Origin of the sequence: Kribbella sp. NPDC050241, from assembly GCF_044459685.1 — a bacterium.
Taxonomy (GTDB): domain Bacteria; phylum Actinomycetota; class Actinomycetes; order Propionibacteriales; family Kribbellaceae; genus Kribbella.
The window spans coordinates 444,512-465,560 of the sequence record NZ_JBITJE010000002.1 but is presented as its reverse complement, the minus strand read 5'-3'; the positions used below and the strand labels follow the sequence as shown (position 1 = coordinate 465,560).

Annotated in this window: 16 protein-coding genes; 9 read left to right on the top strand and 7 right to left on the bottom strand. The window is 68.6% G+C overall.

Features of this window, described 5'->3' with window-relative positions; all coding sequences use genetic code 11:
• Positions 1-26: 26 nt before the first annotated feature.
• Together ACIBG5_RS10155 and ACIBG5_RS10150 are read left to right on the top strand one after the other, a co-directional pair.
• Positions 27-1,526, top strand: a complete 1,500-nt coding sequence (locus ACIBG5_RS10155; RefSeq protein ID WP_396391197.1) for an alpha-N-arabinofuranosidase — start codon at positions 27-29, stop codon at positions 1,524-1,526.
• 25 nt (positions 1,527-1,551) lie between these two features.
• Positions 1,552-2,181 carry a TMEM175 family protein gene (locus tag ACIBG5_RS10150; RefSeq protein ID WP_396391196.1) on the top strand — a complete coding sequence of 210 codons (630 nt, stop codon included), beginning with the start codon at positions 1,552-1,554 and terminating at the stop codon, positions 2,179-2,181.
• 85 nt (positions 2,182-2,266) lie between these two features.
• Here the strand turns inward: ACIBG5_RS10150 and ACIBG5_RS10145 are convergent, their stop codons facing one another.
• Together ACIBG5_RS10145 and ACIBG5_RS10140 are read right to left on the bottom strand one after the other, a co-directional pair.
• Positions 2,267-2,713 (bottom strand): GNAT family N-acetyltransferase, encoded by a 447-nt coding sequence (locus ACIBG5_RS10145; RefSeq protein ID WP_396391195.1) that lies wholly within the window; start codon positions 2,711-2,713, stop codon positions 2,267-2,269.
• Positions 2,714-2,723: 10 nt separating this feature from the next.
• Positions 2,724-3,437 carry a siderophore-interacting protein gene (locus tag ACIBG5_RS10140; protein ID WP_396391194.1) on the bottom strand — a complete coding sequence of 238 codons (714 nt, stop codon included), beginning with the start codon at positions 3,435-3,437 and terminating at the stop codon, positions 2,724-2,726.
• An 89-nt stretch (positions 3,438-3,526) separates the two neighbouring features.
• On the opposite strand from ACIBG5_RS10140, the gene ACIBG5_RS10135 reads away from it, so the two are divergent.
• Complete coding sequence (locus ACIBG5_RS10135; protein WP_396391193.1) at positions 3,527-6,121, top strand: GNAT family N-acetyltransferase; 2,595 nt, start codon at positions 3,527-3,529, stop codon at positions 6,119-6,121.
• A 90-nt stretch (positions 6,122-6,211) separates the two neighbouring features.
• Here ACIBG5_RS10135 and ACIBG5_RS10130 read toward each other — a convergent pair whose 3' ends face one another.
• The 5 genes from ACIBG5_RS10130 to glgX form a co-directional block, all read right to left on the bottom strand.
• The gene (locus ACIBG5_RS10130) at positions 6,212-7,030 is read right to left on the bottom strand and encodes an SAM-dependent methyltransferase (RefSeq protein WP_396391192.1); all 819 of its coding nucleotides are present in this window, start codon (positions 7,028-7,030) and stop codon (positions 6,212-6,214) included.
• A 416-nt stretch (positions 7,031-7,446) separates the two neighbouring features.
• Entirely contained in the window at positions 7,447-7,644 is a 198-nt protein-coding gene (locus ACIBG5_RS10125) for a hypothetical protein (RefSeq protein ID WP_131361650.1), read from the bottom strand.
• A gap of 157 nt (positions 7,645-7,801) precedes the next feature.
• The gene (treZ, locus tag ACIBG5_RS10120) at positions 7,802-9,529 is read right to left on the bottom strand and encodes a malto-oligosyltrehalose trehalohydrolase (RefSeq protein ID WP_396391191.1); all 1,728 of its coding nucleotides are present in this window, start codon (positions 9,527-9,529) and stop codon (positions 7,802-7,804) included.
• Positions 9,530-11,926, bottom strand: coding sequence for a malto-oligosyltrehalose synthase (treY, locus tag ACIBG5_RS10115; RefSeq protein WP_396391190.1), 2,397 nt, complete (start codon positions 11,924-11,926; stop codon positions 9,530-9,532).
• The gene (gene glgX, locus ACIBG5_RS10110) at positions 11,923-14,040 is read right to left on the bottom strand and encodes a glycogen debranching protein GlgX (RefSeq protein ID WP_396391189.1); all 2,118 of its coding nucleotides are present in this window, start codon (positions 14,038-14,040) and stop codon (positions 11,923-11,925) included. Before glgX ends, treY begins: the two co-directional genes overlap by 4 nt.
• Positions 14,041-14,128: 88 nt before the next feature.
• Between glgX and ACIBG5_RS10105 the strand changes: the two genes are divergently transcribed.
• The 6 genes from ACIBG5_RS10105 (at position 14,129) to ACIBG5_RS10080 (ending at position 21,008) form a co-directional block, all read left to right on the top strand.
• Complete coding sequence (locus ACIBG5_RS10105; protein ID WP_396391188.1) at positions 14,129-14,605, top strand: hypothetical protein; 477 nt, start codon at positions 14,129-14,131, stop codon at positions 14,603-14,605.
• Positions 14,602-16,734 (top strand): bifunctional polysaccharide deacetylase/glycosyltransferase family 2 protein, encoded by a 2,133-nt coding sequence (locus ACIBG5_RS10100; protein ID WP_396391187.1) that lies wholly within the window; start codon positions 14,602-14,604, stop codon positions 16,732-16,734. The genes ACIBG5_RS10105 and ACIBG5_RS10100 overlap by 4 nt, the downstream gene beginning before the upstream one ends.
• 106 nt (positions 16,735-16,840) lie before the next feature.
• A complete protein-coding gene (locus ACIBG5_RS10095; RefSeq protein ID WP_396391186.1) occupies positions 16,841-17,785 on the top strand; it encodes a zinc metalloprotease in 945 nt (314 codons plus the stop codon).
• An 85-nt stretch (positions 17,786-17,870) separates the two neighbouring features.
• On the top strand, positions 17,871-18,656 hold the full coding sequence (locus ACIBG5_RS10090) for a S1 family peptidase (protein WP_396391185.1): 786 nt from the start codon (positions 17,871-17,873) through the stop codon (positions 18,654-18,656).
• A 115-nt stretch (positions 18,657-18,771) separates the two neighbouring features.
• On the top strand, positions 18,772-20,355 hold the full coding sequence (locus tag ACIBG5_RS10085) for a flavin monoamine oxidase family protein (RefSeq protein WP_396391184.1): 1,584 nt from the start codon (positions 18,772-18,774) through the stop codon (positions 20,353-20,355).
• Positions 20,352-21,008, top strand: a complete 657-nt coding sequence (locus ACIBG5_RS10080) for a Rid family hydrolase (RefSeq protein ID WP_396391183.1) — start codon at positions 20,352-20,354, stop codon at positions 21,006-21,008. The genes ACIBG5_RS10085 and ACIBG5_RS10080 overlap by 4 nt, the downstream gene beginning before the upstream one ends.
• Positions 21,009-21,049 lie beyond the last annotated feature (41 nt).

Genomic DNA, 21,049 nt, shown 5'->3' with positions numbered 1-21,049 from the left:
TCACCTCTCACGACAGGAGCCACCTGGTGACCTCTGCCCACATCATCATCGACCCCGCGTTCACGGTTGCCCCGGTCAACCGGCGGACCTTCGGCACGTTTGTCGAGCACATGGGCCGCTGTGTCTACACCGGCATCTACGAGCCCGGGCACGCGACCGCCGACGAGGACGGCTTCCGCAAGGACGTCCTCGAACTGACCCGGGAGCTCGGGGTGTCGGTGGTCCGCTACCCCGGCGGCAACTTCGTCTCCGGCTACCGCTGGGAGGACGGCGTCGGCCCGCGCGAGGGCCGGCCGCGGCGGCTCGACCTGGCCTGGCACAGCGTCGAGACGAACGAGTTCGGCCTGGACGAGTTCATCCGCTGGTGCGCGAAGGCCGGGGTGGAGCCGATGATGGCGCTGAACCTCGGCACCCGCGGCGTACAGGAGGCGCTCGACCTGCAGGAGTACTCGAACCACCCAGGTGGGACCGCCCTGTCCGATCTGCGGGAGCAACACGGCGCGTCGCCGTACGGCGTCAAACTGTGGTGCCTCGGCAACGAGTTGGACGGGCCGTGGCAGATCGGGCACAAGACCCCGGCCGAGTACGGACGGCTCGCGGCCGAGACGGCACGGACGATGCGGATGATCGAGCCCGATCTGGAGCTGGTCGCGTGCGGTTCGTCGTCGTCGCAGATGCCGACCTTCGGCACCTGGGAGCGTGAGGTGTTGCGGGAGACGTACGACTTCGTCGACCACATCTCCTGCCACGCGTACTACGGCAACGACGACGGCGACACGGCGTCGTTCCTGGCCTCCGCGGTGAACATGGACCGCTTCATCGACGCCGTCACGGCAACCGCGGACCACGTGGGTGCGGAACTCAAGAGCAGCAAGCAGATCGGCATCTCGTTCGACGAGTGGAACGTCTGGTACAAAGACCGCTCGCGGCGGACCGACGGACCGCACGACCAGTGGGAGGTCGCCCCACGCCGGATCGAGGACGAGTACAACGTCACCGACGCCGTTGTCGTCGGCAACCTCCTGATCTCGCTGCTGCGGCACAGCGAGCGGGTCGCCGTCGCCTGCCTGGCGCAGCTGGCGAACGTGATCGCGCCGATCATGACGGAGCCGAACGGCCCGGCCTGGCGGCAGCCGACGTTCCACCCGTTCGCGATCACCTCACGACTCGCGGCCGGCCAGGTGCTGCGGCTGGAGACCGACTCGCCGACCGTCAGCACCGCCAAGTACGGCGACGTCCCGGCCGTCGACGCGGTCGCGACGTACTCCGAGGGCGAACTGGCGGTCTTCCTGGTCAACCGCTCGTCCGAGGACACGGTCGACGTCACCGTCGACGTCAGCCGCTCCGGCGTCACCACGATCGAGGAAGCCGTGATGGTGCACGACGCCGATCCGCTGGCCACCAACTCCGCCGAGCACCCCGACCGCATCACCCCCCAACCAGCCGATTCCCGTCTCCAGGACGGCCGACTGACTGTCAGCCTCCCGGCCATCAGCTGGGTTGCCCTGAGGTTGTCGACCGACTGAGGTCGCGGTGTCAGACTGGGTGACCGTGGCCACCCAGTCTGACCTTTCGGACACCTCGCGGATCGAGGCCTTCAGCGACGGCGTGTTCGCGATCGCGATCACCCTGCTCGTCCTCGAATTGCACATTCCCGAGCTCGAACCGGACGAGCGGCTCTGGCCGGCGTTGGTGCGGGAGTGGCCGCAGTTCGCGGCGTACCTGACCAGCTTCGCGGTCCTCGGCATCATGTGGGTCAACCACCACTCGATGTTCCGGCAGATCCGGCGGGCGGATCGCGGACTGATGTTCCTGAACCTGCTGCTGTTGCTGTGGACCGCGTTGCTGCCGTTCCCGACGAACCTGTTCGCGGAGTACCTGCGGGACGACACGATCGATGCCCATGTCGCGGCCGCGGTCTACAGCACCAACCTGACACTGGCGGCGATCGCGTTCAGCCTGATCTGGTGGCACGTGCTGCGGTCTCACCTGGTCGACCACAACCTCACGCCGTCCGAGCAGCGCGCGTCGGTCCTGCGCTACTCGATCGGCACGTTGTTCTACGCGGCCTGTATCGGACTGTCGTTCATCTCGGCCCCGCTCACCTTGCTCGTCCAGTTCGTCCTTGCCCTGTACTACGGCTTCGAGCAACTGCGAACCCGGTCGTCAGCCGTGGCCTGACCCGTCGGCACACTGGGGTACGCCTCGCCCGAGCAGGAAGAGTGCGCACCGATCAGCGTCGCGATGGATCGTGGCTCGACCGTTTCTACCGCTCGAACTGAGTGACTTCGACCCCGGGCGCGACCTCGATCCGGGCGATCTCGTGGTAGCCGCGGGACTTGTAGAGGTTGACGGCCGGAGTGTTCGCGCTGCCGGTCGAGACCAGGCTGGCCGGCCGCGGCTCCTGCTGGTCGAGGTGGTCGAGCAGGGCGTGCCCGTGACCGCGGCGGGCGTACGCCGGATCGACGATCAGGCGGGAGATCTCGACCGTGTCGTCGTCCGGGAACTCGTACGCCACCGCGCCGACCAGGACGTCACCGTCGAACCGGCCGAGCCAGTGTTCGGTGGACGACATCAGACCGGCGAGGTCCTCCTGCAGTGGCGGGATGCCGTCGAAGCCGATGAGCTCGGCCTCGATGGCGTACGCGGCGTGCTGGATCGCCAGCAACCGTTCGGCAAGCGCGCGGTCGCTGAGGTCGAGAGGGCTGATCACGCCCGTCAGGCTACGCGGCCTTCCAGTAGCCCAATGCGTTCACCCGGTGCTTCGGTACGGCGAGGTCCTTCAGGACGTACGTCGTGAGGGCGCGGGTGGTGGCGGTGTCACAGGCGATCCAGACGTACGCGCCGGACGCCTCGCCGAGGAGCTTCGGAAGATCCGCCTTGACGCTCGCGACCAGTTCCGGCCGTGGGATCGCACGGAGCTCGTGCCGCTCGGGGTCGATCCGGAACGGGAGCGAGTGGTCGGCGTCGTGCGAGGTCTCGAACCAGATCGTGGCCGGCAGCTTCGGCGCGACCGCGAGCAGCGAGTTGATGGCCGGCAGGGACGCCGGGTCCCCGATCACCAGCATCCGCGCGGGCAGCGGGTCCGGCACCTCGAACCCGGTCCCCTGCACGGTCGCCTCGATCGTGTCGCCGGGCTGGGCCTTGCGGGACCAGTCGCTCGCACAGCCGTCATGCAACGCGAACTCCAGACTGAACGTCCCGGCCCCGACATCCGGGTCGACCAGCGTGTAGGCCCGCTGGTGCGCCTTGCCCGCGTTGTCGAACCACAGTCGCACCCACATCGTCGGGTGAACCCCGATGGCTTCGAGTAGACCGCCGTCGGTGAAGTGCACCCGGCGGTAGCGCTCGGTGACCTGTTCGGCACCCGTCACGGTGAAGACGAAGTCCTTCCCGCGGAACAGCTTGAGCACCACACCTTCCCAGCCGTGCCCCACGAGAACCTCCCCTAGAGTCGATGCCATTGCGGCCGAAGAATCTGACTTGTAAGTTAGCGCAGCCTAACCTAACTGAAACGAGGCCAGGAGTGAATGCTCGGGTGTTCCGGGACGCGTACGGCGTACCGCATCTGCGGGCTGGAGACCCGCTGGCTCTCGTGTACCTGCAAGGCACCAACGCCGCGGCCGACCGTGCCTGGCAGCTCGAGCTCGAGCGCCGCCGGTTCCTCGGCACCAGCGCGGCTTTCCTGGGCGCCGAGGCGGCGGGCTGGGATGTGTTCGCGCGGCAGGCCCGGCTCGCCGACACCGCGCAGCGCTGCTTCGAGGCGCTCGACGAGCAGACCCGCGAGTGGATCACGGCGTACGTCGAGGGCGTCAACCACGCGCTGCCCGGTGGAGCAGCCCGTGCTCCCGAGTTCGCCGAGACCGGCCTCACGCTGCAGGAGTGGGAGCCGTGGGCGCCGCTGGGCATCTGGCTCGCGGTGCACATCCTGTTCGCCGGTTTCCCGAGCAAGCTGTGGCGCACCCACGTGGCGCGGACCCTCGGCGACGACAAGCTCGACCTGTTCACCTCGGAGGGACCGCGGACGGCGGGCAGCAACGGCTGGATGATCCCGGGGTCGCTGTCCAGCAGCGGCCAGGCGATCGTCGCCGGCGACCCGCACCGCTACATCGAGAGCCCGGGCGTCTACCAGCAGATCCGGTTGTCCTGCCCCGAGTACGACGTGCTGGGCCTCGCCGTCCCCGGGATCCCTGGCGTCGCGCACTTCGGCCACACCGGGGAGGTCGCCTGGGCGATCACCAACGCGATGGCCGACTACCAGGACCTGTACGCCGAGCAGCTCCGGCCGGCCGGGCCGGGACTGGAAGCGCTCGGCCCGGACGGCTGGAAGCCGGCGCAGGTCCACACCGAGGTCGTCGAGGTGGCCGGTGCGGATCCGATCGAGGTCGAGGTGATCGAGACCGAGCGTGGCCCGGTGATCGTCAACGACTCGACCCGGACTATCAGCCTTCGGTACCCGCCGCGAGTGACGGGGCGGCTCGGCTTCGAGGTCCTTCCGAAGTTGCTCCAGGCAACCACCGTGGCGGACATCGACGCGGCCGTCGGCGACTGGGTGGAGCCGGTCAACGTGATCCTCTCGGCCGACACCGCGGGTGGGCTGCTCCATCGCACCGCCGGGCTGGTCCCGCGACGTCACGGCGACAACATGCTGCGCGTCGTGCCGGCGTGGGAAGCCGGCCACCAGTGGGACGGATGGCACGACCCGATGCCGCGGGCAACCGTCGACGGGCCGGCCGTGATGGCGAACGCACGGGAGCTCGCGGCCTCACTCGGCGTCGAGTTCGCCGCGCCACATCGGTCTCGCCGGATCCGCGAACTGGTGTCGTCACAGGCGAGCTGGTCGGTCGCGGAGATGCCATCGATCCACAAGGACACCTACCTCGGGTCGGCCGCGGACCTCTTGGCCCTGCTCGCCGGCCTTGAGGAGCTGTCGCCGGAAGCCGTTGCCTTGCGCACCGAACTGCTCGGCTGGGACCGGCGGATGGACGCGGCCAGCAGCACCGCTTCGTCGTACGCCGCGATCCGGAAGGCGCTCGTCTCGCGGCTGGCCGACCACTTCGGCGTACTCGAGGACGCGCAGGTCCCCGAGCTGTTCGTGCCGTGGATGGACGTGCTCACGCATGTTTCGTACGCGGTGGAGAACCTGCTCACGACCGAGCTGATCCCGGACGTCAACGTGTCCTGGCTGGCGCGCGAGGCGCTGGAAGAAGTTGCCGCACGCAAGCGCCGGCCGCCGTGGGGCGAGACGCACCAGCTGGCGCCGTTGCACGCGTTGCGCGGTCCGGTCTTCGCGCCGGGCGAGGAGCCGTTCGACCTTGAGCTGTCCGGCGACCATCACTGTGTGATGTCGACGTCGTCCCTGCCAGGCCTGACCGATGTGTGCGTACGCGGCTCGGCTGCGCGCTATGCCTGGGATCTCGCGGATCGGTCGGCCAGCCGATGGGTGGTGCCGCTGGGTGCGTCCGGCGTACTCGGCGAGCCGCATCATCACGATCAGCTGCCGTTGTGGTTGCGCGGTGAGCTCGCGCCGATCGTCACCGAGTGGGACAGGCTCGAGCGGGAGGACCGGAGTTTCACCCACGAGATCGAGGGCTTCGGCACGGTCGGGATCGTGGAGGCGGATCCGTTGCGAGATCTCGACCTCATCCACGGCTGGGTCACGGCCGACCGCGCGACCTTCTGGGGCATGGGCGAGTTGTCCCGGGACGAGGTCGCGGCGACGTACGAGTTCCTGGACTCGGTGCCGACGCATCACGTGTACGTCGTGCGGTTGGACGGCGTGCCGATCGGGCTGCTGCAGACGTACGATCCACAGGCCGATCCGGTCGGGGCGGCGTACGAGATCCAGGCCGGGGACATCGGGGCGCATCTGCTGGTTGCGCCGGGTGATCCGCGGCCGGGGTTCACCGGGAACCTGTTGCGGGCGCTCGGCCGGTTCGTGTTCGTCCACCTCGGTCATCCGCGGCTCGTCGCCGAGCCTGATACGCGCAACGAACGGGCGGTCGACCGCTTGTACCGGTCCGGATTCACCATCGGCCCAGAGGTCAAGATCACGCTGCCGGACGGCACCACGAAGACCGCGCAACTCGGCTTCCTCACGGCGGAACGCTTCCTGAGCTGAACGGCAGCTTCAGGTCACGGCGCCGGGGCTTCCGCCGCCGGGCTGCCGGCGCGGCGCGATTGTTCGATCTTCGTGTGGAAGTCGGGCTGATCAGTCCTTGACCGCGAGCACGGCGGCGATCAGCGGCTGGTAGTCGGTGAGCTCTTCGACGGGCTCGCGGTTGCGCCACCTGACCGCCGGGACCAGGCCGGGCTCGAGGACGGTGAACCCGTCGCCGTACAGCGCGAGGATCTGCTCGTCGGTGCGCCAGCGGCCGCGGCCGAGTGAGCCCTGCAGGACCTCTTCCAGCTCCTGGCTGCGCGGGTCGTTCTCGCTGCGGAAGTGGCTGATGAAGACATGGCTGCCGGACGGGATCCGGTCGTACCAGAACCGGACCAGACCGGCCGGGTCCTCGTCGTCGTTCACGTGGTGCAGTGTGGCGCTGAAGATGATCCCGACCGGCTTGGCGAAGTCGATCAGCGCGGTGGTGTCCGGGTGCTCGTAGATCGCCTTCGGCTCGCGCAGGTCGGCCTGGATCACGGTGGTGTGCTCGTTCTCGGCCAGGAGGGCGCGGCCGTGGGCGAGGACGATCGGGTCGTTGTCGACGTACACGACCTTCGCCTCGGGCACGTACCGCTGCGCGACCTGGTGGACGTTGTCCGCGGTCGGCAGGCCGCTGCCCAGGTCGATGAACTGCCGGACCGGCGTGTGGGTGATGATCTGCTGGACCGCCCGGACCAGCGCCCCGCGGTTGTCGTGGGCGATCACCGCCGAACCGGGCAACTCGTTGATGAACCGGTCCCCGAAGGCGCGGTCGACGGCGAAGTTGTCCTTGCCGCCGAGCAGGTAGTCGTAGGTGCGGGCGATGCTCGGCTTGGTCACATCGAACTCCGCGTACGAGCGCTTCCCCTGCTTGCCTGCATCGGCCATCGCGGCGGGTCCTTCCGATCCGGTAGTGACCCCAGTCACTCTATGCGACGCCGGAACCACCTCGCTCTCGCCCCCGGCCAGTCCTTTCCGAACCTTGTCCTACCGAACCTTTTCAGCGTTCGGCCGCGACCAGGACGTCGTCCGGCAGCAGCGAACGCAGCTCGTCCGTGGACGGCATCCGGCCCAGTGCACGCAGCCGCTGGGACTGCGCCTTGCGCATCCCCTCGACCAGCCGGGCACCGAGCCAGGACTGAGCCGATCGCGCGGGCGGTCGATCACGCCCTCTGGTCCGGCGGGGAGCTCGGTCAGCCCGCAGCGGCCGTCGGGTTCCGGCACGACGGCCGCTGTGGTGACTGCCGGCTGCTGTCGGTGACCTGATCTGGCGGGCCCTGTCACCGGTGTGTCAGTCCGGTCTCTCAGGCGAGGGCGGTCGTGGTCTTCTCGTGGTCGCGACCGGCCGGATGCCGCTCGCGGGGAGATTCGTGCACCGCATGGTCAGCGGTTCGTGGGGCCGGGCACACCGGGCCGCGGCGGATCGGTCCGCCTCCCAGCCGCCGGCTCTTCCACTGCTTCTCTTCGTAGTCGTAGTAAGTGTCGACGCCTCCGACTGTCATCCAGATCCTCCCGTCAACCCCCCGGCTACACCCCTGGCGGTTACACAGTCCGCCTCCAGCGCGCCGGAGGCAAGCGATCCCGGAAATCACCATCGACGAACAGGCTCGAACGCCGGGTTGTGTTGGATTGCGCCGGAAATAGGAGCGTTCGAAAGTCTCAGACCGTGACGATCGCGACGCCGTGACCCGCCAACCGGACACCCTCGCCGACCGGTTCGGCCGGTAGGAAAGCCATCAGCTGGTACGTCGGGACACCGTCGACCGGGACCACGGACTCGACCGCGGTCAGATTCACCACGACACGCAACCGGCCGCGGGTGACCACGATCCAATCCCCGTCGGCGCCGGACTCGATGCCGACGGACGCGAGCCGGTCGTCGCGCAACTCCGGCGTTCGGGCGCGAAGGGCCAGCAGGTCCCGGTACCAGGCCAGCAGCTCGCGGTGCGGCGGCTCGTCGACCTCGGTCCAGTCGAGGACCGAACTACGCCACGTCGCCGGATCCTGTGGGTCCGGGACCTCGTCGGCGTTCCACCCGTGCGCAGCGAACTCCCGCCGCCGACCGCTGCGCACAGCCTCGGCCAGCTCCGGCTCGTCGTGGTCGGTGAAGTAGCGCCACGGCGTCGACGCGCCCCACTCCTCGCCCATGAACAGCATCGGCGTGTACGGCGACGTGATCACCAGAGCAGCGCCGATCGCGAGCTGGCCGGGGGTCAGCGCCGGCCGGTCGCCCAGCGCACGGTTGCCGACCTGGTCGTGATTCGACGTGTACGCGAGGAATTCACTGCCGCGATGCTTGGCCGGGTCGACCGGCCGGCCCCAGTCCTTGCCACGGAACGTCGAGTACGACCCGTCGTGCAGGAACACCTGGGTGAGCGTCTTCGCGAACACACCCGGCTCACCGAAGTCCACGTAGTACCCGGCTCGTTCGCCGGTCAGCAGCGTGTGCAGTGCATGGTGAAAGTCGTCGCTCCACTGCGCGGTCATCCCCAGACCGCCCTCGGCTACCGGCTCCACCATCCGCGGGTCGTTCAGGTCCGACTCCGCCACCAGCCCGAGTGGCCGTCCGAGCTCCCGCGACAGCACCGCGGTCTCCGTCGACAGCTGCGCCAGCAGGTGCGTCGGACTCTCGTCAGTCAGCGCATGTACGGCGTCCAGCCGCACAGCGTCGAAGTGGAACGACCGGAACCACCGCAGAGCGTTGTCGCAGATCCACCGCCGTACCTCGGTGCTCCCGGTGTCGTCCAGGTTGACCGACCGGCCCCACGGCGTCGCGTGTCGATCGGTGAAGTACGGGCCGAACATGTCCAGGCGGTTCCCGCTCGGACCGAGGTGGTTGTAGACGACGTCGAGGCAGACGGCCAGACCGACTTCGTGACACCGGTTGACGAACCGCTGCAGCGCTTCCGGACCGCCGTACGGCTCGTGGACGGCGTAGAGGTCCACACCGTCGTACCCCCAGCCGTGGCGGCCGGGGAAGGCGGCGACCGGCATCAGCGAGACCATCTCGACGCCAAGCGCCACCAGGTAGTCCAGATGGTCGGCGGCCGCGTCCAGCGTGCCTTCCAGAGTGAAGGTGCCGATGTGCAGCTCGTAGAACACTGAGCCGCGCACGCCTCGGCCGGTCCAGTCACCGTCGGTCCAGCGGAAGCGGTCCTCGTCGAAGACTCGGCTGAAGCCGTGCACACCGTCCGGTTGCCACGGGCTCCGCGGATCTGCCAGCGGCTCGCTGCCGTCGACGGAGAACGCGTAGTCGGTGCCGTGATATGCCTCGACCACGTCCCGCGTCCACCAGCCGTCCGCCGGCCAACGCAGTGGCAGTACGCCGTCGCGCAACACCAGGTCGACCGACGACGCGTTCGGCGCCCAGACACGGAAGGTGTGCATTCAGCTCCTTACGAGCAGGGCCACCGGGAGGTCCTCCAGCAACTCGTGAATCCGGGCTGCTCCACTACCCACCTCGCGGCCGGTCAACACGTTCTTCCATCGGCCACTCGGCAGCACCACTGTGCTGTCGCCCCAACCACCCACGCGCTGCAGAGCGACCGGGAGCCGGGTCGCCACGGTGATCACCGCGTCTCCCCTCGCAAAGGCAACGGCGTGACCGTTGGACGTCGGCAGCGGGGTGTAGCTGCCCGCGAATGCCTCCGGGTACTGCCGGCGGATGCGGAGTGCTCGCGAGGTGACCAGCAGCTTCTCGTCCGACAGGTCGTCCGGCTTGCCACCCTCGTCCAGCTGCAGCAACCGGGCGATCCGGTCCTCGTAGTCCACCGGCCGCCGGTTGTCCGGGTCCACCAAGGACAGGTCGACCAACTCAGTGCCTTGGTACACATCCGGTACGCCGGGCATCGTCAACTGCACCAGCTTCTGGCCGAGCGTCGCCGCCCGGACGAATCCGGATTGCTTGGCGGCGAAGCGTCGTACCGAGTCCAGTACTGCGGAGTCGGCCAGGATCGCGGTGGCGAAGGCGGCGACGGCCTGCTCGTACTCCTCGTCCGGTGAAGTCCAGGTTGTCTGGCGCTTCGCTTCGCGGATCGCCTTGAGCAGATAGGCCTGCACGCGATCCTCGGGCAGCGGTCCGTCGTCCCAGGTGCCGAAGAGTGTCTGCCAGAACAGGTACTCCGTGCTGCCGTCGAGCAGCGGGCTCCGGTGATCCTCCGACAGCCGACGCCACTCGCGCACCGCCTCCGACCAGGCAGCAGGCTGCTCGGACAGCACACCAAGGCGCGCACGTACGTCCTCGGACCGCTTGGTGTCGTGGGTGGACAGCGTGGTCATGGTCTTGGGCCAGTGCTGGTTCAGCCTGGCCGCGAACGCGTGGAACTCCTCCGGCGTCACGCCGAAGTGCTCCGGATCCCCACCGACCTCGTTCAGCGACGTCAGCCGGAACCACCGGTAGAACGCGGTGTCCTCGACACCCTTCGCCATCACCGGGCCGCAGGTCTGCTGGAACCGGACGATCAGCTCATGCCGCGCATGCTCGTCGATCCGGCTCGTCTCTCGACCCAGCAGCAGATGCAGGACGACATCCAGTGTCTCCCGCCGGTCGTCGTCGAGATTCTCCCGCGCCTTCTCGGCCGCCCGCTCCAACGCCTGCACCGCCGTCGGTGACGGTGGCTCCCCTGGGACGACGTACGCCCGATAGATGTCGAAGTGGACCAGCAGTTCGACGACCACTTCATGGAACGCGCGACGGGTGTGGTCACGCAGCCGAACGTCGTCCTGGCAGATGCGGGCCAGCAACTCCACCAGGCGGTGCACTTCGGCGTACTGCCCGTGCTGGACGATCTCGCGCTTCGCCTGCTCCACAACGGGTGCGAAGTCGGCAGGCTCACCGGTCAGCTCGGAATGGAGGGCAGACAGCGGCGCTGCACCCGCGGGGTCAACGAAGAGACCGCCGACGCGGAGCAGAGCGTCGTACCCGGTGGTACCCGCGCAGGGCCAGTCGCGTGGCAGCTCCTCATCGCCTTCGAGGATCTTCTCCACCACGACCCACGCACCACCGGTCCGCTCGGCCAGGCGGCGCAGGTATCCGCGCGGGTCGGCCAGACCGTCCGGATGGTCGATGCGGAAGCCGTTGAGCTCGCCCTCGCGCAGCAGCTCCAGCAGCAGCTCGTGCGTGGCTTCGAAGACTTCCTGCGTCTCCACGCGTACGGCGGCCAGCGTGTCCACGTCGAAGAACCGCCGGTAGTTCAGCTCCTCGTCAGCCACCCGCCAGTGCGCCAGGCGATACCACTGCTCCGTCACCAGCTCCGCGATCGGCAGATCCTCGGTGCCCGGCCGGAGTGGGTACTCATGCTCGTAGTACCGCAGTACGTCGCCGTCGACCGACAACTCGCCGTCCGCGAGCACCCTGCCGATCCGCTGACCCAGCACAGCCATCAGCAACGGCTGGTTCCCCGAACCCCAGTCGACGTCGAACCACTCGGCGTACGGCGACCCCGGCCCGTCCCGCAGCACCGACCACAACGCCTTGTTGAGCCGCGCAGGCGTCGGCACCGCCACATGATTCGGTACGACGTCCGCCACCGCGCCCATGCGATGGTCGCGCAGCCGTGCGGCCAGCCGGTCGAACGCGGGACGGCCACCCGCCGCGTCGGACAGCCGGCTGTGGTCGACGACGTCGTACCCGTGGGTGGAGCCGGGCGCGGCCTGAAGGATCGGGGACAGGTAAGCGTGGGAGATCCCGAGGCTGTCCAGGTACGGGACCACCGTGGCGGCGTCGTCGAACCCGAAACCGGCGTGCAGCTGCAAGCGGTAGGTGGCCTGCGGGACCCCTGTCATGCCGCAGCCTGCCTCGGGCGGGTCAGGACGAGCGTGCTGCGTGCCTCCAGTCGCGCTGTGCTGCCGGCGGCATGCGGCTCGTCGCTCGCGCTGCCCTGCGCGGTCGTCGTGTCCACGACCACCGTCCAGTTCTCGCCGTACTCCTTGGGTGGGAGCAGGAAGTCCTGCGGTTCGTAGTCGCTGTTCAGCAGGACCAGGAACGAGTCGTCCACCACCGGCTCACCGCGCTGGTCCGGCTCGGAGATCGCGTCGCCGTTGAGGAACACCGCGATCGCGCGGGCGTCGTCGCGCTGCCAGTCGCCGTTCTGCATCTCGGTGCCCATCGGGGTGAACCAGACCAGGTCGCCGAGTCCGTCGACACCGGTGTCGCCGTGGAAGAAACGGCGGCGGCGCAGGACCGGGTGGTTGTTGCGCAGCTTGACCAGGAGGCTGGTGAACTCCAGCAGATCCTTCTGCGGATCGGCGAGCTCCCAATCGACCCAGGCGATCTCGTTGTCCTGGCAGTAGACGTTGTTGTTGCCGCCCTGCGTCCGGCCCAGCTCATCGCCATGGGCGATCATCGGCACGCCCTGCGAGATCAGCAGCGTGGTGAGGAAGTTGCGTTGCTGCCTGCCCCGCAGCTCGAGTACGTCGGCATCCTCGGTCTCGCCCTCGACGCCGCAGTTCCACGAGCGGTTGTGGCTCTCGCCGTCCTTGCCGCCCTCGCCGTTCGCCTCGTTGTGCTTGTCGTTGTAGGAGACCAGGTCGCGCAGCGTGAAGCCGTCGTGCGCGGTGATGAAGTTGATGCTCGCCAGCGGCCGGCGGCTGTCGTCCTGGTACAGATCCGACGAGCCGGTCAGCCGGGAGGCGAACTCGGCCAGCGTGTACTTCTCGCCGCGCCAGAAGTCCCGCACGGTGTCGCGGAACTTCCCGTTCCACTCCGTCCACAGCGGCGGGAAGTTGCCCACCTGGTAGCCGCCGTCGCCGACGTCCCACGGCTCGGCGATCAGCTTCACCTGACTCACCACCGGGTCCTGCTGGACCAGGTCGAAGAACGCCGACAGCCGGTCGACCTCATGGAACTGGCGGGCCAGCGTGGCCGCCAGGTCGAAGCGGAAGCCGTCGACGTGCATCTCGGTGACCCAGTAGCGCAGCGAGTCCATGATCAGCTGCAGCACGTGCGGGTGCCGCATCAGCAGGCTGTTCCCGGTGCCGGTGGTGTCGTAGTAGTGCCGCTTGTCGGCGTCCACCAACCGGTAGTACGCCGCGTTGTCGATGCCCTTGAACGACAGGGTGGGACCGAACTCGTTGCCCTCCGCGGTGTGGTTGTAGACCACGTCGAGGATGACCTCGATGTCCGCCTCGTGCAGGGCCTTCACCATCGTCTTGAACTCGGTCACCTGCTGACCGCGGGTGCCGCCGGCCGCGTAGTCGTTGTGCGGCGCGAAGAAGCCGATGGTGTTGTAACCCCAGTAGTTCGACAGGCCGAGCTCCTGCAGGTGGCCGTCCTGGGCGAACTGGTGGATCGGCATCAGCTCGATCGCCGACACCCCGAGGTCCTTGAGGTGCTCGACGATCGCCGGGTGCCCGATCCCGGCGTACGTGCCGCGGATGTCCTCCGGCAGCGCCGGGTGGGTCTTGGTCAGACCCTTCACGTGCGCCTCGTAGATGACCGTCTGGTGGTAGGCATGCCCGGGTGGCCGGTCGTTGCCCCAGTCGAAGAACGGGTTCGTCACCACCGACAGCATCGTGTGCTCGCGGTTGTCCATCGTGTTCAGCTCGTCCGGGTTGCCGAACCGGTAGCTGAACAGCGACTCGTCACCGTCGATCTGCCCGTCGATGGCCTTCGCGTACGGATCCAGCAGCAGCTTGGACGGGTTGCACCGGTCCCCCTCGGCCGGGTTGTACGGGCCGTGCACCCGGAACCCGTACCGCTGCCCCGGCTGGACCGCCGGCAGGAACGCGTGCCAGACGAACCCGTCCACCTCGGTCAGCTGGACCAGTTGCTCGGTCCCGTCGTCGGCGACCAGGGCCAGGTCTACTCGCTCCGCTACCTCCGAGAACACCGCGAAGTTGGTCCCGGCACCGTCGTACGTGGCACCGAGAGGGTAAGGACGACCAGGCCATTTCTGCACCTGACGACAGTAGCCACCTCGGGCGCCGGCGGCACATTGCCCTGCGGATCTCGCCTGACCGATGGGTAGCTAGTATGCTCCCCGGCTTGTGAAGTCGCCCTCCTCCCGAGGCCCGGTCTTTCTGGACTCGACCGGGCGCCGTCGCCGAACCCTGCGTCGTGCCGGGGTGGTGCTGGCCGTGCCCGCGGCCGCCTACCTCGTCCTGACGGCCAGCAGCCTGTTCGGCGGGCCACGTCCGGACACCCCACTGATCCCGCTGCCAGAGGCCGTCACACGACCGAAGCCGCAGCTGACCCCGGTCCCAGAAGCCGTTCGAACGATCGATCCGTCGGCGAAGCCGACCTCAGGCAACCCGACCGGCACGCCGGTGCGATCGAGCGGTACGCCGTCATCCACCACGAGCCCAACGACGACGCCGACTGTCATCCCGACCACCACGCCGACAGTCGTACCGACGACTCACCTCTCCGGCTCCCCCACCACGCCACCCGGTAAGTCGACCACGACCCACAGCAACAAGCCGACCGCAGCACCTGGTCGCACGAAGTCACCCGCCAAGCCGTGAGCCGCGCGGTCGCGCGGCGCGCCAAGCAGGTCCCGCTCCGGACCCACTGGATCGTGCTGAGCATGCTGCTCGTCTGCCTGTCCAGCATGCTGCTCCTGAACGGATACACCCACCACCTGTTCGGGGCGGAACCTGACGGCGCAGTCACCTCGGGCGGCCCGGCCGGCGCCGTACCACGGGCGATCGCCGGTGGGGGTCCGGTGATCGACGCCCAGCCAGGAGAAGTCCGCTCGGTCCGGCCGGCCAAGCGGACCATCGCACTGACCTTCGACGACGGGCCGGATCCGGTCTGGACCCCCAAGGTCCTCGACGTGCTGAAGGCGCAGCACGTGAAAGCGACCTTCTTCGTCGTCGGCACCGAGGTCGCGGCCCACCCGGCGCTGGCCCGCCGGATAGTCGCCGAGGGCCACCAGATCGGGATGCACACGTTCACCCACGCGAACCTGAGCACGGCGCCCGGCTGGCGCCGGTCACTCGAGCTGCGCCAGAGCCAGCTGGTCCTGGCCGGCGCTACCGGCCTCAGTACGCCTCTGCTGCGTCCGCCGTACTCGTCCGAGCCGGACGCGCTCACCGATGCGGACTGGACCGCGATCCAGGAGACCCGGCAGGCCGGCTACCTGACCGTCCTGACCACCCAGGACAGCGAGGACTGGCGCCGGCCGGGAACCGCCAAGGTGATCGCGAACTCGACGCCGCGCGGCACCGCGGGCCAGGTGCTCCTGATGCACGACGCCGGTGGTGACCGCAGTGAGACCGTCGCGGCGCTCACCAAACTCATCCCGACGCTGAAGGCCCGTGGCTTCAAGTTCGCCACCGTGAGCGATGCGGTCGGCCTCCCGCAGCCGACGCACGACGCCGGCCTGCTGGAGCGCGGCCGCGGGCTCGCCGCGATCTGGGCGATGCGGGTGAGCGACGGCGTGCAGTCCCTGCTCACCTGGTTCCTGTACGCCGCCGGCGCGCTGAGCGTGCTCCGCGCGATCACCACGGTGTGGGCGGCCCGGCGGCATGCCCGGATGCGGGACTGGTCGTGGGGCGAGCCGGTCACCGAACCGGTCAGCGTGATCATCCCGGCGTACAACGAGAGCGCGGGCATCGGGGCCGCGATCCGGTCGCTGGTCGCCTCGGACCACCCGATCGAGGTGATCGTCGTGGACGACGGCTCGACCGACGGTACGGCGGACATCGTCGAGGCGATGGGCATCCCCGGGGTGCGGGTGATCCGGCAACGGAACGCGGGCAAGCCGGTGGCACTCAACACCGGCCTGCAGGCCGCGCACTTCGACCTGATCGTGATGGTCGACGGCGACACGGTGTTCGAACGCGACGCCGTGCGGATGCTGGTGCAGCCGTTCGCCGATCCTTCGGTCGGTGCTGTGTCGGGCAACGCGAAGGTCGGCAACCGGCGCGGCCTGCTCGGTCGCTGGCAGCACATCGAGTACGTGGTGGGGTTCAACCTGGACCGCCGGTTGTTCGACCTGGCCGAGTGCATGCCGACCGTCCCGGGTGCGGTCGGCGGATTCCGGCGTACGGCGCTGGAACGCATTGGCGGGCTGAGCGAGGTGACACTCGCCGAAGACACCGACCTCACGATGGCGTTGTGCCGCGACGGCTGGCGAGTGGTGTACGAGGAGCGTGCGGTCGCGTGGACCGAGGCCCCTGCGTCGCTCGGTGCGCTGTGGCGGCAGCGATACCGCTGGTGCTACGGCACGCTGCAGGCGATGTGGAAGCACCGGGGCGCGTGGGTCCAGCGCGGTCAGGCCGGCAAGCTCGGCCGCCGCGGTCTGACCTACCTGATGCTCTTCCAGGTTCTCCTGCCGCTGCTCGCGCCGGTGGTCGACGTCTTCGCGATCTACGGCCTGGTGTTCCTCGACCCGCTCCGCGTCGGGCTCGTCTGGCTGGGGTTCCTCGCGCTGCAGTTCGCGATGGGCCGCTATGCGTTCCACCTGGACGGCGAACGAGCCGGACCGCTGTGGACGCTGCCGTTGCAACAGTTCGTCTACCGGCAACTGATGTACCTCGTGGTCATCCAGTCCGTCTTCACCGCACTGGCTGGTTCCCGGCTGCGCTGGCAAAGGATGGAACGCTACGGAAGCCTGCGCTCCCCCGCGAGCACCGAAGGTTTTCCCTAGACCGCCGGAGAATCGACCGCGATCGCTTCCGGAGCAGGGACTTTGTTGCGGAGGATGCCGGGCAACCGGCCGCCCGCCCAGTGGCCCGACCTCGGAGGAACGCGCCATGCGATCTTTCATCCCCAGTCCCCGCGCCGCCGCCGTCCTGCTGGCCGGATCCGCGCTCCTTCTCAGCCCGCTCAGCGGCCAGGCGTCGGCCAGACCTCCGGTGGATCATGCACCGGCGTCCGACTGTTTCGTGCCGCCCGGGAATGCCGCTGCCAAGGGCGGCCACGGCCCGGACACCCGCGACATCTCCGCCGCCGAACAGAAGGCGATCGAGGCCAGGACCGCGCAGATTCTGAAGGCCAAGGCCGCCCGTGGGATCGGCGTACCCAAGGGCGCCCTGGCGGCGGCGACCGTACCGGTCTACGTGAATGTGATGCGCGACGCAGCCGGCAACGGTGACGTGACCGACACCCAGATCTCGCAGCAGATCGCCGTCCTGAACAAGACGTTCGGCGGTCAGGAGTCGTCACAGGCGGCCAACACCGGCTTCACGTTCACGCTGGCCGGGACGTTCCGCTACAACAACACCCAGTGGCACCAGGACAAGCAGAGCAGCAGTTACCGCAAGCAGACCCGCAAGGGCGGCGCGAACGCCCTGAACATCTGGCTGGTCGACTTCGCCTACCTCGGCATCGCGACCTTCCCGTGGGACTACGCACGCCAGCCCGGGATCGACGGCATCCGGGTGCAGTACACCTCGCTGCCCGGCGGCTCGGAGACGAACTACAACCTGGGCGAGACGGCGACGCACGAGGCCGGCCACTGGTTCGGGCTCTACCACACCTTCCAGGGCGGCTGTACGACGACGAACGACGAGGTCGCGGACACCCCGGCCCAGAGCAGCCCCACCAACGGCTGCCCGACCGGCCGGGACTCCTGCTCGCTGCCCGGTCTGGACCCGATCCACAACTACATGGATTACTCCTACGACTCCTGCTACAACCAGTTCACGCCGAACCAGAGCACCCGCATGAGCAACATGTGGACCGCCTACCGAGCCTGAACTCACTGACGTGGCCACCCCGGCATGCGTGGCCGGGGTGGCCACCTTCCGCTGTCACATGCTTACCTGGAGTAAGTTCGTCGGCATGCTGAGACGGGCTGCTGTGCTGGCGATGATTCTCGTGGTGGTGTCCGCGGGAGCGGTGTCGGCGTCGACAGGGAAGAAGCTGATCGTCGGAGGCACGCTGGCGAGTGTCAGCGAGGCTCCGTGGGCGGTGGCGCTGACCAACACGGCGTCCGCGCGGCCGACCGGACGTTATTGCAGTGGGGTGCTGGTGCGGCCGGACAAGGTGCTCACCGCCGCGCATTGCATGGGCAGGGCGGTGACGACGTACACGGCGATCCAGGGTCGGGCCGATCTGCGGGACGACACTGTCGGCCGGGTGTCCGGGATCAGCAAGGTGTGGATCCATCCGAACTACAGCGCGAAGACCAACCGCAACGACTTCGCCGTCCTGACCCTGGCCACGCCGTTCACCGGCGTTCCGATGATGCGACTCGAGACGAACCCGAAGGCCGATCGGCGCGGCGTCGTACCGACCGTCTACGGCTGGGGCGACACCGCGGGGACCGGACCCGAAGACGCCCTGCAGAAGCTGGCCGTGCCCGACCTGGGCGACGACGTCTGCCTGGCGAACAAGGAGTACGTCGCCGGCGGCTATGCAGCCGCGTCGAACGTCTGCGCCGGCTACCTCGACGGCACCGGCGACGCCTGCCAGGGCGACTCCGGCGGACCGTTGGTCCTCAACGGCCGCCTGCTCGCTCTCGTCTCCTGGGGCAGCGGCTGCGCCGAACCCAACTACCCGGGGGTGTACGCCGAGATCGCGCCGGTCGTGAAGGCACTACGGCCGCAGCTCCAACAGGTTCGTTAACCCGAAACATACCTGTCAGTATCGATCTCAGCTCGTCACCGCCCGGACACAGAGCGAAAACATCAGGTCCTTACCTTTCTGGTCAGCTACCCCCGTTGCCCAGTGAGGAGAAGGCATGGCGCAAACCAGACGTCAATTCCTGCAGCAGGTCGGTATCACCGGTGGGGCCGGTGTCCTGTACTCCACGATGTCGGCGCTCGGCCTCACGAGCGTCGCCGAGACCCCCGCGTACGCCGCTCCGTCGCGAGTCGAGCTGAACGGCCGCGGCACCAAGCACATCGTCGTTCTCGGTGCCGGGATCGCCGGCCTGACCTCGGCGTACGAACTGCTCAAGGCCGGCTACAAGGTCACGCTGCTGGAAGCCCGCAACCGGCCGGGCGGCCGCAACTGGACGGTCCGCGGCGGCACCACGGAGACCGATCTGGCCGGCAACACCCAGCGGGCGACGTTCTCCCCCGGCCAGTACATGAACGCCGGGCCGGGCCGCCTCCCACAGCACCACCTGACGCTCGAGTACTGCCGTGAGCTCGGCGTCGCGATCGAGCCGTTCGTCAACCAGAACGCCGACGCGTACCTGTACCGCGAAGGCTCAACAGCCCTTTCCGGCAAGGCGATCCGGCACCGCACCGCCAAGGCCGACGTGTACGGCTACGTCTCCGAACTGCTCGCCACGGCAACCGACCAGGGCGCACTCGACAGCCTGCTGACGGCGACCGACAAGCAGGCGCTGATCGGATTCCTCAGCAGCTTCGGCGCGATCGGGAACAAGGCGGCCGGCTTCGCCTACACCGGCACCGACGGCCGTCGCGGCTACGAGGTCGAGCCGGGCGCAGGCCTGGAGGGCGGTACGACGGCCGCGCCGTACCCGTTGAGCGATGTCTTCGCCAGTGGGGTCGGCAACTATTTCTCGTTCGAGTTCGGCTGGGACCAGGCGATGATGATGTTCCAGCCGGTCGGCGGGATGGACCGGATCCCGTACGCGTTCGAGAAGGCGATCGGCAAGGACAAGATCCAGTACGGCGCCGAGGTGACCGGACTGAGCAACACCGGAGCCGGCGTCGAGGTCACCTACAAGAGCGGAACGCGGAGCCGGGTGCTCACCGCGGACTACGCCATCTGCACGCTGCCGCCGCACCTGGCAGCGAAGGTCCCGTCCAACCTGCCGGCGCCGATCCTCGAGGCCCTGAAGTACGCCCGGCCGACGAACGCGGGCAAGCTCGGCATCGAGTACGGCCGCCGCTGGTGGGAGGAGGACCACAAGATCTACGGCGGTATCACCAACAGCAGCCTCGACACCGTCAACACCTGGTACCCGTCGACGGGCTTCCACGGCGAGCGCGGCACGGTCATCGGCTACTACAACACCGGCGCCAACGCCACCGCGTACGGCGCTCTGACGCCGGCCGCCCGGCTCGAACGCGCCCTGATGCAGGGCGCCAAGATCCACGGAGACGTGTACACCAAGGACGTCAAGGCGGCGTTCTCGGTGAACTGGATGGGCACGAAGTACTCCGAGGCGTCCTGGGTCAGCTGGCCGTCCCAGACCGACGGGATCTACGCCCGGCTCCTCGATGCCACCGGCAACATCTACTTCGCCGGCGACCATCTGTCCCACACCATCGCCTGGCAGCACGGTGCGATCGTCTCCGCCCGCGCGACCGTGACCGCCCTGCACGACCGCGTGGCGGCGGGCCGATGAAGACCCGCCTGATCGCCGGCCTGGTCGCCGTCGTCGTGACCTTCACCGCCGGAGCGTCCACCGCCGCGGGCTGGTGGGACAAACCGAAGCCGCCGAAGGCCGGCACCGTCGTGCCCGCTCTCCCGGCCGGCCAGTCCAACCCGATGATCGCCACCGGTGTCGGCATCGGGGCCAACACTCCCGTCTACAAGACCAGCGGCATCGGCCCGACGGCCCTGAACACGGACGCTCCCGCCGGGTCCGAAGCGTCGTACGTCGACACCATCGTCTTCCCTGGCGGCGCGCTGCCCGCCGGCGTCACCATCACCGAGGCCCAGGGCATCAACGTGCTTCGCCGCATCGGCGAGAACCTCCAGGCGGCGGGTCTGTCGTACGCGGACGTCTACACGATGCGCGTCTTCCTGCAGAACCCCGCCGGCGCCACCACCGCCGACTTCGCCGGCTGGAACCGCGCCTACCGCCAGTACTTCGCCAACACCGACCTCACCACCGGTCAGTACGTCCCGGTCCCACTTGGTACGGCGCCACCCGCCAAGCCGTTCGTGGTCAACAAGTCCCGCCCCTCCCGCTTCGCCCTGGAGATCGAGAACCTCCCGGTGACCGGCTGGCTCGTCGAGGTCGAAGTCGACGCCGCCTACCCCGCCAACCGCTGAACGGATCCGGATGCCCTGGCGAGCCGGCGCCAGGGCATCCG

What these genes read in the sequence shown, in the direction of transcription:
- treZ (WP_396391191.1), bottom strand. Translation starts at nt 9,529, where the DNA reads ATGCACACCTTCCGTGTCTGGGCGCCGAACGCGTCGTCGGTCGACCTG.
- ACIBG5_RS10095 (WP_396391186.1), top strand. Translation starts at nt 16,841, where the DNA reads ATGCGATCTTTCATCCCCAGTCCCCGCGCCGCCGCCGTCCTGCTGGCC.
- ACIBG5_RS10080 (WP_396391183.1), top strand. Translation starts at nt 20,352, where the DNA reads ATGAAGACCCGCCTGATCGCCGGCCTGGTCGCCGTCGTCGTGACCTTC.
- ACIBG5_RS10090 (WP_396391185.1), top strand. Translation starts at nt 17,871, where the DNA reads ATGCTGAGACGGGCTGCTGTGCTGGCGATGATTCTCGTGGTGGTGTCC.
- ACIBG5_RS10125 (WP_131361650.1), bottom strand. Translation starts at nt 7,644, where the DNA reads ATGACAGTCGGAGGCGTCGACACTTACTACGACTACGAAGAGAAGCAG.
- ACIBG5_RS10085 (WP_396391184.1), top strand. Translation starts at nt 18,772, where the DNA reads ATGGCGCAAACCAGACGTCAATTCCTGCAGCAGGTCGGTATCACCGGT.
- ACIBG5_RS10130 (WP_396391192.1), bottom strand. Translation starts at nt 7,030, where the DNA reads ATGGCCGATGCAGGCAAGCAGGGGAAGCGCTCGTACGCGGAGTTCGAT.
- treY (WP_396391190.1), bottom strand. Translation starts at nt 11,926, where the DNA reads ATGACAGGGGTCCCGCAGGCCACCTACCGCTTGCAGCTGCACGCCGGT.